The sequence below is a fragment of the Labrenzia sp. OB1 genome, assembly GCF_001624695.1.
Taxonomy (GTDB): Bacteria; Pseudomonadota; Alphaproteobacteria; order Rhizobiales; family Stappiaceae; genus Roseibium.
Genome location: NZ_JSEP01000002.1, coordinates 24,133 through 40,797 on the forward strand (window position 1 = coordinate 24,133; position 16,665 = coordinate 40,797).

The 16,665-nt window shown below is 61.8% G+C and carries 13 protein-coding genes; 8 read left to right on the plus strand and 5 right to left on the minus strand.

Features of this window, described 5'->3' with window-relative positions; genetic code table 11:
* Both OA90_RS02490 and OA90_RS02495 read right to left on the minus strand, forming a co-directional pair.
* Positions 1–642, minus strand: a complete 642-nt coding sequence (locus tag OA90_RS02490) for a TetR/AcrR family transcriptional regulator (protein ID WP_068406723.1) — start codon at positions 640–642, stop codon at positions 1–3.
* A 220-nt stretch (positions 643–862) separates the two neighbouring features.
* Positions 863–1,504, minus strand: coding sequence for a TetR/AcrR family transcriptional regulator (locus tag OA90_RS02495; RefSeq protein ID WP_068406726.1), 642 nt, complete (start codon positions 1,502–1,504; stop codon positions 863–865).
* 139 nt (positions 1,505–1,643) lie between these two features.
* On the opposite strand from OA90_RS02495, the gene OA90_RS02500 reads away from it, so the two are divergent.
* From OA90_RS02500 to OA90_RS02525, 6 genes are all read left to right on the plus strand, one after another.
* Positions 1,644–2,477: a xanthine dehydrogenase family protein subunit M gene (locus tag OA90_RS02500; RefSeq protein ID WP_068406729.1), complete on the plus strand. Its 834-nt coding sequence runs from the start codon at positions 1,644–1,646 to the stop codon at positions 2,475–2,477.
* Positions 2,474–2,974, plus strand: coding sequence for a (2Fe-2S)-binding protein (locus OA90_RS02505; protein WP_068406732.1), 501 nt, complete (start codon positions 2,474–2,476; stop codon positions 2,972–2,974). The genes OA90_RS02500 and OA90_RS02505 overlap by 4 nt, the downstream gene beginning before the upstream one ends.
* A complete protein-coding gene (locus OA90_RS02510) occupies positions 2,971–5,352 on the plus strand; it encodes a xanthine dehydrogenase family protein molybdopterin-binding subunit (protein ID WP_068406735.1) in 2,382 nt (793 codons plus the stop codon). The genes OA90_RS02505 and OA90_RS02510 overlap by 4 nt, the downstream gene beginning before the upstream one ends.
* Before the next feature lie 47 nt (positions 5,353–5,399).
* Complete coding sequence (locus OA90_RS02515; RefSeq protein ID WP_068406739.1) at positions 5,400–6,455, plus strand: C4-dicarboxylate TRAP transporter substrate-binding protein; 1,056 nt, start codon at positions 5,400–5,402, stop codon at positions 6,453–6,455.
* 77 nt (positions 6,456–6,532) lie between these two features.
* Positions 6,533–7,096 carry a TRAP transporter small permease gene (locus OA90_RS02520; RefSeq protein WP_068406742.1) on the plus strand — a complete coding sequence of 188 codons (564 nt, stop codon included), beginning with the start codon at positions 6,533–6,535 and terminating at the stop codon, positions 7,094–7,096.
* A complete protein-coding gene (locus OA90_RS02525) occupies positions 7,093–8,421 on the plus strand; it encodes a TRAP transporter large permease subunit (protein ID WP_068406745.1) in 1,329 nt (442 codons plus the stop codon). Before OA90_RS02520 ends, OA90_RS02525 begins: the two co-directional genes overlap by 4 nt.
* A 152-nt stretch (positions 8,422–8,573) precedes the next feature.
* Here the strand turns inward: OA90_RS02525 and OA90_RS02530 are convergent, their stop codons facing one another.
* The gene (locus tag OA90_RS02530) at positions 8,574–9,488 is read right to left on the minus strand and encodes a PhzF family phenazine biosynthesis protein (protein ID WP_068406748.1); all 915 of its coding nucleotides are present in this window, start codon (positions 9,486–9,488) and stop codon (positions 8,574–8,576) included.
* 85 nt (positions 9,489–9,573) lie between these two features.
* Between OA90_RS02530 and OA90_RS02535 the strand changes: the two genes are divergently transcribed.
* On the plus strand, positions 9,574–10,506 hold the full coding sequence (locus tag OA90_RS02535; protein ID WP_068406751.1) for a LysR family transcriptional regulator: 933 nt from the start codon (positions 9,574–9,576) through the stop codon (positions 10,504–10,506).
* Positions 10,507–10,563: 57 nt separating this feature from the next.
* Here OA90_RS02535 and OA90_RS02540 read toward each other — a convergent pair whose 3' ends face one another.
* Positions 10,564–11,478: a DNA-binding response regulator gene (locus tag OA90_RS02540; protein ID WP_068406753.1), complete on the minus strand. Its 915-nt coding sequence runs from the start codon at positions 11,476–11,478 to the stop codon at positions 10,564–10,566.
* On the minus strand, positions 11,468–14,857 hold the full coding sequence (locus OA90_RS02545; RefSeq protein ID WP_068407699.1) for an ATP-binding protein: 3,390 nt from the start codon (positions 14,855–14,857) through the stop codon (positions 11,468–11,470). Before OA90_RS02545 ends, OA90_RS02540 begins: the two co-directional genes overlap by 11 nt.
* A 363-nt stretch (positions 14,858–15,220) precedes the next feature.
* Here OA90_RS02545 and urtA point away from each other — a divergent pair, with 363 nt between their 5' ends.
* Positions 15,221–16,507, plus strand: a complete 1,287-nt coding sequence (gene urtA, locus OA90_RS02550; protein ID WP_156510361.1) for an urea ABC transporter substrate-binding protein — start codon at positions 15,221–15,223, stop codon at positions 16,505–16,507.
* Positions 16,508–16,665: the final 158 nt, after the last annotated feature.

Consider the following 16,665-nt stretch of genomic DNA (forward strand, 5'->3'; position numbering starts at 1 on the left):
TCAGGCGGTTTCTTTTTTGATGACCGCTTCATTCAAAATGAGCTTTTCAAAGCTCTTGCAGAACGCCAGTCTTGCTCCGGGTTCAACGCCATATGTCGATGTGAAGGCATGCCCTCGAAGGAGGTTGGAAGCCATCGCCCAATGCTGGGCGGCCGCCGCTGTATCCATGCCCTTCAGTTCAAATGTCTCGTTCCAGAAGGCGGCCAGAGAGACACGCCATTCTTCGACCGCTTCTTTGACCAGTTCGCTCAGATCAGGTTCGACGCGGATACCCAGTGCGATTTCCATTGACCCGATGAACATGTCGCTGACGAAGGTCTCGACGACCTGTTCGACAAACGCGGAAACGTCTATCCGCCCGCTTCGCAAGTCTGATCCCGACTGATGCAACGCCTCCGAGAAGGACTGAAGCAGGTCGGCAAAAGCGGCTGCGATCAGATGGTTTTTCGTCGGGAAATGGTGGAACAGGGCGCCGCGCGACACGCCTGCCTTGTCCAGGATCGGCTTGATGGAAAGTCCCGAGAGCCCCTGATTGATGAGCTGCTCGGTCGTCGCAGCCTTGAGTTCGTGCACCGTGAGATCGGAGTTACGGCGCCGGGGCTTCTTTGTGTCATCCAGAACTGGGCAATCGCTTGAGGTCATGGCAAAACACTACAAACCAATCGGTCGGTATGTCAAGTTTGACGTAGCCGAACCCGGGCGATCCTGTGCCCGGAATTGAAAATGACCGGGCTGCGAGGCTTCCCGGTCAACACCGCTTTGTTATATGAAAAGTGAGGATCTGCGCCGTTTTTCTGCAGGCCGGCTCATGGTCCGGCTGGCTGGGTTTGGCAATCCTCACACCGTGGTGTGCGGTCGCCCCTCACCCCTGCTCCACGCCGAACGCCAGCAGAAAACGGTCCACCGCGCGCGTGATCGCCACGGACGGATCGTCTGGGCACGGGGTGCGGTAGATGTGCTGGCGAATGCCGATGTAGACGATGCCGCCGTGCAGGTTCCAGATGTCCTCCATGGTCGGGGTCCCGCCGGAGCGTGCCGCGAATTCGATCTCGCCCAGAAGCGGCCGCAGGATCACGTCGCCGAGATGCTTGAGGTAGCGGCGGTTCAGCTCGGCCCCGGACAGGCCGGAGGACATGAAGATGCGCATCCACTCGTACTGGAAAATGAGCGTGCTGTATTCCGTGTAGAACGCCAGCAACCGGTCGCGTAGCGGCGTCGAGCGGTCTGTCAGGCGGTCGGGCCAGTCGGGCGCGAGCCGGTTGAGATAGACCTGTTCATAGACCGCCTCGATCAGTTCGTCCTTGGTGGCGAAATAGTTGAACAGGAGCGACTGGGTCACCCCGAGGCGTTTGGCGAGATCCCGCGTCTTGCCGTCGAAACCGACCTCGGCGAAGAAAGCCACCGCCCCGTCGATAATCTGCTGGCGGCGCTCCTGCGGCGGCAGCCTCCGCCGCCCCGGTCTTTCCTCGATGACGGTGCTTTCCACCGGTCCGTTGATGTCCATGTTTCCGTCCGCGTTTTTGCTTCGAAAAATATTCTACTTGCATTCGCGTCAGATTTATAGATCATTTGCTCAATAAGATTGATCAAATGCTCAATAAGCAATGCAAGGAGGCGTTGCGGGCATTACGGGAGGGGTGGCCATGAAGGCATCGGTGGGCGGATATGCCCGCGCATCCGATTTGCGGCATGCGCTTGAGCTGCTGTCAGGCTCGGGCGGACTTGGCCGGATTCTGGCCGGCGGCCAGAGCCTGATCGCCGCGATGAACATGCGCCTGTCGGCGGGCGACCTGTTGGTCGACATCTCGCGCGTTTCGGAGCTTTCCGGTGTATCGGATGCAGGCGACAGACTCCTGATCGGCGCCCTCACCCGGCATGTCGAGATCGGCGGCAATCCCCTTATCCGTCAACACGCGCCACTTCTGTCTCAAGCTGTCCAATACATAGCACACGCGGCGATCCGGAACCGGGGAACGATTGGCGGCGCCCTCGCCCATGCCGATCCGGCGGCCGAATTCCCGGCCTGCATCCTCGCTCTCGGCGCAACCTTGCACATCGAGGGACTGAACGGGCGACGGGACGTTGCAGCGGAAGACTTTTTCCGGGACGTCTTCGAGACCGCCATCGGCGAAGGCGAGATCCTGACCGGGATTTCGGTTCCGAAAGCCGAAGCGAAGGAAACGCAGGTGATCGAGGAAGTCGCCCGCCGGTCCGGCGACTACGCACTGGCCGGACTGTGCCTGGTGAAGCGGCCGGCCGGTCATCGGGTAGCACTGTTTTCGGTCGGACCCAGACCGCTTCTGGCCCGGGCCGCGATGACCGCCCTCGACAAGGGCGACGTTGAGGGCGCGGCGCAAGCCCTGCGCGACGACATGGACCCGCCCTCCGACACACAGGCCAGCAGCGCCTACCGGCAGCATCTCGCTCAGGTTCTCCTGCGCCGCGCCGCTGCAAGAATTGAGGGAGCGAACGCATGAGCGAAGCCTTCCGCGACAGGATAGACATCACCCTGACCGTGAACGGAGAGCCCGTCGAGGCACGCGTGGCGTCAGGTCAGCATCTTACCGACTTCCTGCGGCTCGAACTCGGGCTGACAGGCGCGCATGCCAGTTGCGAACACGGGGTTTGCGGTGCTTGCACCGTAGAGGTTGACGGCGCGCCCATCCGCGGATGCCTGATGCTTGCTCCGCAGGCGGACGGTGCCGAGGTATGGACCGTCGAGGGCCTGACAGACACGGCGGCGATCCAGGATCTGCAAGAGGCGTTCGTGGCGAAAAACGCGCTTCAGTGCGGCTTCTGCACACCGGGCATGCTGGTCGCGGCGAAAGACCTTCTTTCCCGTGGCGGAATCCCTTCCCGGCAGGAGATCCGCGAACACATGTCGGGGAACTACTGCCGCTGCACCGGCTATGAAGCCATCGTGGACGCTGTTGAAACCGTGGCGCAGGCGCGCGCCGGAAGGGGAGCGGCATGACCATCGAGTTCGGCAATCCCGACAGACCAAACTCCTACATCGGCAAGACCGTGCCGCGCCCGAATGCCGGCCGTCTGGTGCAGGGGCGCGGTCGATATGTCGACGATATCGTGCTGCCGCGCATGGTTCACGTCGCTTTCGTGCGCTCACCTTTCGCTCATGCGCGCATCACCGGCATCGATGCCGGCGAGGCAAAGTCGGTCAAGGGCGTGCTCAGGGTCTTTACGGGCAAGGATATCGCCGAGGTCTGCACGCCGTGGGTGGCCGTTCTGGCGCACCTGAAGGGCCTGAAGTCGCCGCCGGAGTATCCGATCGCCGTGGACAGGGCCTGCTGGGTCGGAGAGCCGGTCGCCGCGGTTGTGGCCACCTCACGGGCCGCCGCCGAAGACGGGTCAGCGCTGATCGATGTCGATTATGACCCGCTTCCGGTCGTCACCGACATGATGAGCGCCCTCGATGCGGACACGCCTGTGCTGCATGAGGACATGGGCGACAATCTTGCTTTTCGGCGCCTGCATGAGGCAGGCGATGTCGAAGCCGCGTTCAAGTCCGCGCACAAGGTTGTCTCGACGCGCTTCCGCACTGCCCGGCACACGGGCGTGACGCTGGAGCCTCGTTCCATTCTTGCCGACTGGAACCCGGCAGAAGGCCAGTTGACCGCCTATCACGCGACCCAGGCGCCGCACATGATACAGACGGTGCTTGCCGAGCATCTCGGCGTACCGGAAGGCCGGGTCCGGGTGATCTGCGGCGATGTCGGTGGGTCCTACGGCATCAAGGTTCATGTCTATCCCGACGAAGTGGCAACAGCCGCAATCGCCAAAATCATGGCCCGGCCGGTGAAATTCGTGGCCGACCGCCTGGAGAGCTTCACCACGGACATCCACGCCCGCGACCACGAGATCGAAGCCAGGATCGCCGTTGAGGAAGACGGCAGCATCACGGCCATGGACGTCGACGACTGGACGGCAATTGGCGCCTATTCGGTCTATCCGCGCACCTCGGCGATCGAGGGAAATCAGGTGGTGAACCTGTGCGGCGGTCCCTACGACTTCAAGAACTATCGCGCGCAGACCACAGTCGTGTTCCAGAACAAGACCCCGACATGCCAATATCGCGCCGTCGGTCATCCCATCGCAGTGGCAATCACGGAAGGGCTTGTCGATCAGGCGGCTGCGGAACTGGGCATGGACCCGGTCGAAATCCGCCGGCGCAATATGTTCCGCGACGACGCCTATCCCGTGACCTCGCCAGCCAACATGCGCTTCGAGGCCCTGTCGCACCATGCATCCATGAACAAGCTGATGGACTTGATGGATTACGACGGGCTGCGCGCCGAACAGGCGGAACTGCGCAAGTCGGGGATCCATCGCGGCATCGGCATCGCAAGCTTCATCGAACTCACCAACCCCTCCCCCTTCATGTACGGCATCGGCGGCGCACGCATTTCGGCGCAGGACGGCTGCACCGTGCGGATGGATCCGGACGGCTCCCTCGTCGCCCTGTCCGGGGTGACCGAGCAGGGCCAGGGAACCGAGGCCATGCTCAGCCAGATCGTGGCCGAAGGTGTCGGCGTGTCGCCGGACAAGGTGCGCGTCATCACCGGAGACACGCAGGTTACGCCTTATGGCGGCGGCACCTGGGCCTCGCGCGGAGCCGGCATCGGCGGCGAGGCGGCACTGCAGTCCGCCCGGGCGCTGCGCGAATCCATACTGACGGTTGCGGCCGCGATGCTGCAGACGGAGCAATCCCGGCTGGACATCCGCGACGGGCAAGTGGTTGACACCGCCACAGGCGAAAGCCGCATGCCGCTTGAGGAAATTGGCCGGATCGTCTATTTTCGGGGGGACACGCTGCCGAAAGGATTGCCCCGAGAACTGGTGCAAACCCGCCATTTCATCACCTCCGACTACCCCTTCGCGTTCACCAACGGTGTGCAGGCCTCCTATCTGGAGGTCGATATCGAAACCGGGGTCGTGAAGCTGCTGAAACACTGGTGCGTCGAGGACTGCGGCCGGATCATCAATCCGCAACTGGTTGATGAGCAGATCCGCGGCGGTATCGTCCAGGGCGTCGGCGGAGCGCTTTTCGAGGAAATTCACTACGACGGGGACGGCCAGCTTCTGAACGGGTCGATGGCCGACTATCTCGTGCCGATGGCGGCCGAGATGCCGGACATGGTCGTGGGCCATGTGGAAACGCCGACGAAGGAGAGCCTTCTCGGCGCGAAAGGCGCGGGAGAAGCGGGCACGGCCGGGGCCCCGGCCGCGGTCATGAATGCGATCAACGATGCATTGCGTCCAAGAGGCGCTCAGATCACCGAGATGCCGTTCACGCCGGAACGTATCCTGCGGGCACTGGGCGTATTGAAGGACTGAACCAGCGGGGGCTTTGGAGGAAAGGCCCCTCATCCAGGGAGGAAAAAATGAAACTCATAACCCTAGCAACAGCGACTGCGATCCTTGCCGGCTCCGCCGGCTGGGCCGCCGCGGAAGAAACAATAACGGTCAACATAGGTTCGTCGCACCCGGAACAGAACATCTGGGTCTACGCGATGAAAAACACCTTCCAGCCGGAGGTGAACCGTATTCTTGAACAAGCGGGCGACTACAAGATCGACTGGGTCGAGGCCTACGCCGGCACGCTCTACAAGTTCACCGATACGCGGGAAGCCGTCATGGACGGCATCGTCGATGTCGGCATGGTCGGCACGGTCTGGGAAGGCGCCAACATGCCGCTCCAGAACGTGACCTATTTCACCCCCTTCGCGACAGAAGACCACAAGATGATCATCGAGATTTTCGATGACCTTTCCGAGAACCTGCCGGAGCTGCGCGACAGCTGGGCGGACAACGGCATGGTGCATCTGTCCTCGCTCATCACCGACAGCTACGACATCTACGCGACCTTCCCGGTCAGCTCGATGGCGGACCTGCAGAACCGGAAGCTGAACGCGCCGGGCACTTCTGCCAACTGGCTCCAGGAAACCGGCGCCACACCGGTCGACGGAGCCCTGACGACCTACTACACCAACATCCAGACCGGCGTGACCGAGGGCACCCTGTCCTTTGCCTCCGGCATCCTGCCGACACGCGTCTATGAAGTCGCTCCAGAGCTGACACGGGTCGGCATCGGGTCGATGTATTTCGGCGGCATCGCAGCCAACAAGGCGTTCTTCGACGGTCTGCCGGAGCCCGTTCAGGCGGCATTCCGGGAAGCAGCGAAAGCCACCTCCGCCGCGCATGGCCAATATGTCGAGGACCTCGCAAAGCGGGCCCTGGTCGAAATGCAGGAAGCCGGCCTGACCATCCACGAATTGCCGGAGGCTGAAAAGACCGCCTGGGTCAATGGCCTGCCGAATATCGTGGCACCCTGGCTCGAGCAGACCGGCGATGACGGACGCGTGGTGCTGAAGGCCTATTTCGATGCCTTGCGCGCCCGGGGCGCAGAACCTCTGCGGTCCTGGGATGAAGGCCTGTGATCTCAGGCATTGACTGACCTCTGGCCCGCCCGGCACCATGCCCGGGCGGGCTTTTTCAACACAGGGCGGGTTTTATAATGAGCGACGAGATCGCGGCCGGGAACGACGATGCCTTCATTCCGAAGTTCTCGGAAGCTCCCTTCGGAGCGCTCCTGGGCACGGTCGCCGCGGTCATGTCATCCATAGGCACACTGGGGATCGGCGCCCTGATGGTGCTGATCGTAGCCGACGTGCTGGGCCGCAACTTCTTTAACGCGCCCATCACCGGTGTTGCCGAAATCGCAGGACGCACCGTCGTTGCCATCGTTTTCCTGCAGATCGCCGCGGCCATCCTGCAGAAGCGCCTGACCCGGGCCGACTTTCTTATTCGTCGCCTGAACGTGCGGTCTCCGCGCGTGGCGGCGATGATCGAAATGATCTTCGCGCTGACCGGCGTGATCGTTCTTGTCGCAATCCTGTGGGCCTCCTGGCCCAAATTCGCCGATGCCTGGCAGACGTCGGAGTTCTTCGGCGTCCAGGGTGTCTTTACCATTCCCACATGGCCATTCCGCGGGATAACGATCCTCGGTTCGGCGGTTGCCGCACTTGCCGCGCTTTACCGGGCGCAGGATGAAGCCCGCAGGTTCTGGAGGCTCGCATGACGACTCTCACCATCGGCCTTCTGCTTGTCTGCGCGTTGATCGCTCTGGTCCTTCTTGGAATGCAGATCGCCTACGCGCTGTTCACGGTGGCCTTCGCCGGAATCTGGATTATCCGCGACAACATCGGCCTCGCCTTTCGCATGCTGGAGCTGACGGTCTATAGCGGTATCGCCGATTATCTCTTCGCCACAATCCCTCTTTTCGTGTTAATGGGCCTGCTCGTCAGTGTGTCCAATGTCGGACGGGATACCTTCGAAGTGGCCGAACACCTGCTACGCCGGGTGATCTGCGGGCTTGGGGTTGCAACCGTCGCCGCCAACACCATTTTCGCCGCGGTCACAGGGGTTTCCATCGCCTCCGCCGCCGTCTTTACCCGAGTGGCCGTGCCCGAAATGCGCCGTCACGGCTATCGCGCGTCCTTTGCCGCCGGAACGGTGGCGGGGTCCTCTGTACTTGGCATGCTGATCCCGCCCAGCCTGCTGCTGATCATCTATGGTGTGCTCGCCGAGGTTTCCATCGGCGGCATGTTCATCGCCGGCATCGTGCCGGGCCTGTTGCTCGCGGGCGGCTTCGTGACGATGCTGATCACCGTCACCGCGCTGTTCCCCGGCTTCGTGCTAACCGATCCGGGCGCCTCACGCGAGCGCCGCCTCGACCGGGATATAGACCCCATGCCCGCAGGACAGATGATCGGCAAGCTCATCCCGATCGTCCTGCTGGTCGTTCTGGTGCTCGGCGGTCTTTATACCGGCTATTTCACCCCGACCGAGGCCGGTGGCGTGGGCGCTTTCGGAGCGTTTCTCGTGGCGCTGTCACGGCGATCCCTCGACCGGCACAAGCTGTGGCAGGTGATGAAACAGACCGGCGTGATCTCGGTCTCGATCCTGCTTCTGCTGATCGCGGCGAGCTTCTATTCCCGTATGCTGTCAATCGCCGGACTGCCGAACGCCATCGCAGGTCTGGTGAGCGACACCGGGCTTGGGCCGTTCGGCTTTCTGGTCTTCTGCGCGCTTATCATCCTGATCATGGGAATGATCCTCGACAGCACATCGATCCTGCTGATCATGGTTCCGATCACGGCGCCGATTGCTCAAAGCATGGGGATCGACCTCAGTCATTTCGGCATCGTGATCGTGATAGCGGTCGAGATCGGGCTGCTGACGCCCCCCTTCGGCATATCGGTCTTCACCGTTCACAACACCCTCAACGATCCAACGGTCTCGGTGGAGCAGATATTTGCCGCCACACTCCCCTTCATTGCGGTGATGCTGTGTGTTCTGGCGCTCGTCATCCTCATGCCCGGTGCAGCCACCGTCTTTCTGTAAGGACTGCCTGACCGCCTGTCTGCCCGTTATCTCTGCCAAATCCAATGCCGGGACAACGGGCGTGTTCACGCAGAAAGATTCACGTCTCTCCGGCGGCCTCACTTCCATACCTCGACAAGACCGGCGTCCTGCCGAGGCTCAGCCGCCCGTCGTCATATGGTGACGGTCATTTCCTCCATGACCGATCCGTAGCCACCTGCCATCAGGCCGGTAATCCTTCCGTCCTCAAGTTCGAGGTCGACGGTTATGACGCTCGGCGAGGGCGGCTGCATGAAGTGACCCTGCTCGATGACCAGACGGGGCTTTTTGATGTCCATCAGGTCGTGGAGCACACTGGCCAGAGGCCCGGCCGCCATGCCGGTGGCCGATTCTTCATCGATCGCATATCGCGGCGCGAACATACGGGCCGTGGCATCCGCCCGGGTGGCGCTGCGGTCGGTAGTGAAGATGTAGTAACCGACCAGGTCCAGCTTGTTGCTGATAGCGTCGATCATTGCCTGATCCGGCGCAATCCCCTTCAGAACACCGGCGTCGCGTACAGCCACGACGACGAAGCTGTTGCCCGTGTTGACGAGCACAGGCCGGAGGCGCGCGTCCAGCTCGTGTTCGCCGATACCGAGCGAGGCCAGCACATCCGCCTCGCCGACACCGCGCTCGGCCCAGTCCGCACTCTGCTCGTATTTCGGAGCAAGCTGTTCCATGTAGGCAGCGCCGTCCCTGATAATGATCTTCCGCGGGCCGTCGACGGTTTCCTTCGACGTGACCCCGTCCTGCACCCGGCCCAGTTCCGCCAGATAGCTGAAGGTGGCGATGGTGGCATGACCGCAATGGGCGATCCGCCGATTGGGCGTGAAAAAATCCAGCTTGAAGCCCTCGGCCGTGGAGTTCGACACGAAAGCCGTTTCGGAAAGTCCGATCTTGCCGGCTATCGCAAGCATGTCCGCATCGGACAACATGTCGGCATCCAGCACGACCCCGGCAGGATTGCCGCCATGGGCCTGTGACTCGGGTTTGCGCGTGACGAACCCGTTGACGATACGGGCGGCGATTTTTCTGGTTTCATTCATATCCGTGACCTTTTTCTCATTAACTGATAACAATAATCATCCTGATAAAACAAAGCAGCAATGCCTGAATACATGAGTGAAATTCATGAATAGCGACGATGCCCTCCGAGACCGCCTTATGCAGAATGCGACCCTGCTGAATGCGATCCTCGAGGAGGGAAACTTTTCCCGGGCGGGATCGGCGGTCGGTCTGGAGCAATCGGCCGTCAGCCATCGCATCAAGTCGCTTGAGACGGCGCTCGGTACGAAGCTGTTCGAGCGGACGACACGCCGGATCGTGCCGACAGAGGCGGGCCGGATCGTGTGCGAGGCCGCGCAGCGTTGCCAGGAAATCTGGGGCAGCGCCCTGGTGCGGATCGCCGACGTGAAGACGTCCAGGACCCTTCGTCTTTCCGTGTCCTCGTCCCTCGCCATGAAATGGATCGTGCCGGCGCTTCAACGCGCCCAGGCGGACGGTCTTGACCTCGTGGTCGATGTCGAGGATCGGCTGGCCGATCTTCACGGGGGCGAATCCCAGGCGGCGATCCGCTACGGTGTCGGCCCCTATCCGGGTTTCCACGCCGATGCCCTCATTCACGCCCACCTTGTCCCGGTTGCCCGTCCGGGCCTCGTTTCCGGCAGTCTGGCTCCGGCTTCCGGGAATGGCGTGCCGCTTCTGGCCGACAGCTCCGGCGAGACGGACGGCACGGGCTTCAGCTGGAGCGCCTATTTCGATGGGCGCAACTGGCCGGGCGCCCCCGGCAAGATAACCAATTCCTTTGCCCGGGCCGATCTTGCGATCCAGGCAGCCATCAGTGGCATGGGGGTCGCCCTCGGTCGGACGCTCCTGATCGAAAACGATATCGAAGCGGGTTTTCTCGAAGTTGTCGGAAAGCCTGTTGCCTCAAAGGCAAGATACTGGCTGGTAACGACGGCATCCTATTCGGAAACGGAAGGCTACCGCCATCTGCGAGACTGGATCCGCCGCGAAATCGACACTGCACGCAGACAACACGAGGATCTGTTCTCTCTTCCCTGACGAAGACAAGACGTCAATCGACGGTCAAACCTGTCTCCGCAGGCAGTGCAGATCCCCTCACAGCGCATAGATCACTTCCGCGGCCCTGACCGCAGCGGAAGCCCGGTTTTCGACGCCCAGTTTGACGAAGATCTGTTCCAGATGCTTGTTCACCGTGCGCGGCGAAAGCCCGAGAATTTCGCCGATATCCTTGTTGGCCTTGCCCTTGGCGATCCAGATCAGCACTTCGGCCTCTCGCTGGGTCAATTCGAAGCGTTGTTGCAGGGCGCGGATCTGGCCGGCTTCGTCTTCCGCCGTCACCCGGAAGAGATTCTCGTCCGGGCCGACCCGGCCCAGCGGGTGGAGCTGGACCGCAAGGTCCTCGGACAACCCCAGCATGAAGCTCTTGCGCCGGTCGTCCGCAAGCTCGGCGCTGTCCAGCCAATCCCCGAGCGCCCGACCGAGAGCAAACAGGCTGGTCTCCGCATCGCCGGTTCTTTCCAGAAGATTCTGGATCTGCGGTGTCGACCACAGCACGCCACCATCGGCCGAAACGGCCACCAGGTGACGACCGGCGGCGTCAAGCGCCACATGAGCGCTCTGAACGGATCTGGCGTTTTTCAGATGAACCTTGATGCGGGCCTTGAGCTCATCGACATCGATTGGCTTGGTCAGAAAATCGACACCGCCGGATTCCAGCGCCTTCACGATGTGCTCGGTTTCCGAAAGCCCCGTCATGAAGATGACCGGGACATGCCGGAGCGCCGGATTGTCCTTGATGCTCCGGCAGGTGTCGAAGCCGTCCAGGCCCGGCATCACCGCATCCATGAGGATGGTGTCCGGCGTCACTTTCTCGCATATGGACAGCGCCGCTTCGCCGCTGGTCGCCACCAGAACGGCAATACCGGTCTTTTTCAGCGCCTCGGTGACAAACCCGAGGGTCTCCGGGCTGTCGTCCACCACCAGGACCGTATCGCGGCGATCATCCGTCATGGGTTTCCAGTCCGCTGAGCACTTGCCTGTAGGCGTCGAAGTCGAAACGGTTGAGGTGTCCATGCAGCGTATCGATCAGCGGCCCGTTTCCCGGTGTCTGCGCGAGTTCGCTCAACTTGGCTTCGATCCCCTCCACATAGCCTATCTCCGCCAGCGATATCAGGTCCGCCACATGATCAGCGCCCGGAGAGCGGAGCGGGTTGCCGGGGGCCGGCGCCGGGCCCGCGTTCTGCGGCTTTTCCGTCCAGACGACATTCAGGTGTTTTTGCAGAAGATCGAGAAGCTGGCCGATGGTGAAGGGTTTGGCGAGGGTCGCATTGTGGTGAACCGGACCGTCTGGACGCAAGGCCTGATCGCCGATATTGGCTGAGAGCATGATGATCGGCGCGGCATCGCCCCGCGCCCGCAGTGTATCCACCAGCTCCCAGCCGTTCATGCCGGGCATCAGGATATCGACAAGGTAGAGATCCGGGTTCAAGCCCTGGACATGTTCCAGACAGGCCGCGCCATGCTCCGCTTCCACGACCGTGAAGCCTACGGGTTTGAGAATATCGCTGACAAGCGCACGGTGGTTGGAATTGTCGTCGATTACGGCGATGGTACGGCGTGCGCCCTCATAGCCGCGCACCTGCCGTTCCAGCCGGACGGTATCCACCGGCCGGTCGACGGCGGAGAGCATGAGGCGTACCTCGAAGGACGCGCCCCTGCCCGGCTCGCTGGACAGGGCAATCGCGCCGCCCATGGATTCGGCCAAGAGCTTGGTGATCGTGAGCCCGAGGCCTAGGCCAGGCGTGCGCGCACCGGCCGCCGCCTTGCTGCGTCCGAAGGGCTCGAAGATTTTCGCCTGTTCGTCCAGCGCGATGCCGGGGCCGCTGTCGGCGACAACAAAGGCGGCGACCTGCGAGCGGTAGCTTACCTTGAAGGAGACCTTGCCTTCCTGCGTGAACTTGATGGCGTTGGAAAGCAGATTGACCAGGATCTGGCGCAGGCGTTTTTCATCTGTGCGGACAAAGACAGGCAGGTTCCGGCCACGGACATACTCGAACCCGAGCCCCTTGGCGGCAGCTTGCATGCGGAACATGTCGACAATCTGGTCGAGAAATTCGTGAATGTTGATTTCGTTGGAATAGATCTGCAGGCGTCCGGCTTCGATCCGGGAAATGTCGAGAAGCCCGTCGATCAGGCCGGAGAGATGTTCCGCGCTACGGCGGATGGTGCTGACGGCGGGTTTGCGCGCCGCCGGCAGCGTATCGTCGCGTTCCAGCACCTGGGCATAACCCATCACCGCATTGAGCGGCGTCCTGAGCTCATGACTGAGGCCGACCACATAGCGGCTCTTGGCCAGATTGGCCGCCTCTGCGTCCTCCTTGGCCTTCTGGAGCGCGGCATCGGTCACGCTGTGGGCATCGATCTCCTTCTGCAGAAGCGCGTTCTGGCGAGCCGATTCCTCTTCCGCCACCCTGCGTGTGTCATTGGCAAGAACCAGAAACCAGCAAGCGATGCCGGCGACGATTGCAAAGACGAAGAAGATCAGCCCGACGGTCTGGCCGATGATGCCTGTCGGATCCCCCAGCCGGTTGGCGGCTTGAGCATAGATGATCCACAGCACCAGACCGATGGCAGTGATCGACAGGATGGACGTCAGGGCATAGCGCCCCAGTCGGGTGCGGAAATAGACAAGCAGCGCTTCGGGAAGAACATAACCGGCAACCGTGCCGAGTTGATGGGTGAACCGGGCCTTCGGCTTGCAGGAATCATGACAGCGGGCGTCGAGCGTGCAGCACAGCGAACAGATCGGTGCCTGATAGGCCGGGCAGTAGGCCATATCCTCCGGCTCAAAAGGATTCTCGCAGATGGAGCAGGCGATCTGCTGCAATTGCTGCCAGCTCTTGCGGGGTTTTCGCGCCAGATAGAACCGGCCCCTTGTGGCGAGGGCGATCGCGGGCGCGGCGATGAAGGCAACCCCCATGGCAAGGAAGGTCGCCAATGCCGCGGCGGCTTCTCCGAACTGGCCGAAATGAGCTGCCAGCGCGATGCCCGCGGCGAGCAGCATCGCGCCGGTGCCGACCGGGTTGATGTCGTAAAGATGGGCCCGCTTGAACTCGATTCCGGGTGGCGACAGGCCGAGCGGCTTGTTGATGAAGAGATCGGCCGAGATGGTCGACAGCCAGGCCATTGCGATGATGGAAAAGACCCCGAGCGTCTCTTCCAGCAGACGATAGATCCCCAGTTCCATCAGCAGGAGCGCGATGCCGACATTGAACACCAGCCAGACCACCCGGCCCGGGTGGGAATGGGTCAGACGGGAAAAGAAGTTCGACCATGCCAGGGAACCCGCATAGGCGTTCATGACGTTGATCTTGAGCTGGGCGACGACGACAAAGGCCGCCATCAGCAGCAGGACAAGGGTCTCGTTGGGGATCATATAGCCGAAGGCAACCGCATACATGCGCGAGGGCTCGTCCGCATGCTGCACGGGCACCCCGTGGGAAAGGACCAGCACGGCCAGGAACGATCCGGCGATCATCTTCGGCGCGCCGAGCACCACCCAGCCGGGACCCGCCAGGAAGAGCGCCAGCCGGTGGCGGCGGCGGCCGAAGTCCCGGGCGGGCAGAAAGCGCAAAAAGTCCACCTGCTCACCAATTTGCGCCATCAGTGCGAGAATGACCGCCGAGGCAGCGCCGAAACTGACCAGACTGACGCTTTCCCAGCCACCGGGGCCTGTTTTCGGCGCCTGTGTCAGCGGATCGATACCCGTAAACTCAAGCCAGGTCCCGACAGCCTGCCAGTCGGTGAAGGCAATGAAGACGAAAGGCAGAATGTTCAGAACGATCCAGAAAGGCTGGGTGGCGATCTGAAACCGGCTGATCCAGGTTATCCCGTGGGTCACCAGCGGAATGACGGCTACCGCGCTGACGATATACCCGAGCCAGAGTGGCATGCCGAAGGCGAATTCCAGCGCACTTGACATGATAGAGGCTTCGATGGCGAACAGGATGAAGGTGAAGCTGGCATAGATCAGAGACGTCACCGTCGAGCCGATATAGCCAAAGCCCGCGCCCCGGGTCAGAAGATCGATATCGACGCCGTAGCGCATGGCATAGCGGCTGATCGGCAGGCCGACGACCAACAGCACAATGCTGCCGACGAGTATGGCGATAAATGCATTGGCGGTGCCGTGCGACAGCGTGATCGCGCCGCCGATGGCCTCCAGCGCCAGAAAGGAGATCGCGCCGATGGCCGTCTGCGAAATCGCGCGGGAGGAGAAGCGGCGCGCGCTTTTGGCGGTGAACCGGAGCGCGTAATCCTCGAGGGTCTGGTTGTTGACCCATTTGTTGTACTGACGGCGGACTGGAAGAATGCGCTGACGGGCAGTCATGGGCATGTCGCGGCAATGTCCGGGCAGGACAGCACCGGCAGCTTCAAGGGTCCTTGGACGCCCTTGCCGCAAGGATACGCGCACTGAACAGCCCTATTTATCACCACTTGCCTGTTTTTTTGGCAAATGCATCTGTCCATAGCCCGATTTTCCACCCCGTTTTTCAGATCAGCCATCTTACTGAGCACAATTCATGCCGGAATGGACCCGCATCGTAACAGAGCGGCGTGTGTCCGATTACGTCAAACGACGTATGTTGCAGCGCAGCGGTTCCGGCGCACCATCCTTCCCCGACAGCGGCACTCCTTCCAGCCGCCAACCGCCGGCACGGGAACCGGCGGCGTCATGCACAAGGGGAACTCAATGAAAAAGACCTTCACCAAACTCGCTCTGGCAGGCCTGCTCGCCTCCACGATCATCGGCGGTGCATCCGCCCAGGAAGACACGATCAAGGTCGGCATCCTGCACTCGCTGTCCGGTACGATGGCGATTTCCGAAACCACGCTGAAAGACGCCATGCTGATGCTCATCGAAGAGCAGAACAAGAAGGGTGGCCTTCTCGGCAAGCAGCTTGAGGCTGTCGTGGTCGATCCGGCCTCCGACTGGCCGCTGTTCGCCGAAAAGGCGCGTGAGCTGATCGAAGTCAACGGCGTCGATGCCGTGTTCGGCTGCTGGACGTCCGTGTCGCGCAAATCCGTGCTGCCGGTCTTCGAAGAACTGAATTCCATTCTCTTCTACCCGGTCCAGTACGAAGGCGAAGAAAGCCAGCGCAACGTCTTCTACACGGGCGCCGCACCGAACCAGCAGGCCATTCCGGCCGTCGACTACCTGATGAACGAAGAAGGCGTCGAGCGCTGGGTTCTCGCCGGTACCGACTATGTCTATCCGCGCACGACCAACAAGATCCTCGAAGCCTACCTGAAGTCCAAGGGTGTGGCTGAAGAAGACATCATGATCAACTACACGCCGTTCGGTCATTCCGACTGGCAGACGATCGTGTCCGACATCAAGACCTTCGGGTCCGCCGGCAAGAAGACCGCCGTCGTCTCCACCATCAACGGCGACGCCAACGTTCCCTTCTACAAGGAACTCGGCAACGCCGGCATCAAGGCTGAAGACATTCCGGTCGTTGCCTTCTCCGTTGGTGAAGAAGAACTCGCCGGTCTCGACACCGCCCCGCTCGTCGGCCACCTGGCCGCCTGGAACTACTTCCAGTCCGCCGACACCGACGCCAACGCCGAATTCATCGAAACCTGGCAGGCCTATGTCGGTGATGAAGACCGGGTGACCAATGACCCGATGGAAGCCCATTTCATCGGCTTCAACATGTGGGTCGAAGCTGTCGAGAAAGCCGGCACCACCGATCCGGACGCGGTGATCGATGCCATCGTCGGCGTCAGCGTTCCGAACCTGACCGGCGGCTACTCGGCGATGATGCCGAACCACCACATCACCAAGCCGGTGCTGATCGGCGAGATCCAGGATGATGGCCAGTTCGAGACCGTCTGGGAAACCTCCGGCCTCGTCGTCGGCGATGCGTGGTCCGATTATCTTGACGGATCCAAGGATCTGATCTCCGACTGGCGCGCTCCCCTGTCCTGCGGAAACTTCAACACCGCAACCGGCAAGTGCGGCGGTTCCGGGTCCTAAGCCGGACCAGGATCGGGGCGGGCCTTCCCAGGTCCGCCCCTTTCCCGGGTTTTGTCCAAGAGAATACCCCCACCCCTAACCCCTCCCCACAAGGGGGAGGGGTTAGGGGTGGGGGGCCTTCGACCCCTCGAGAAACATGCAAACAAATCCTCGCAAGG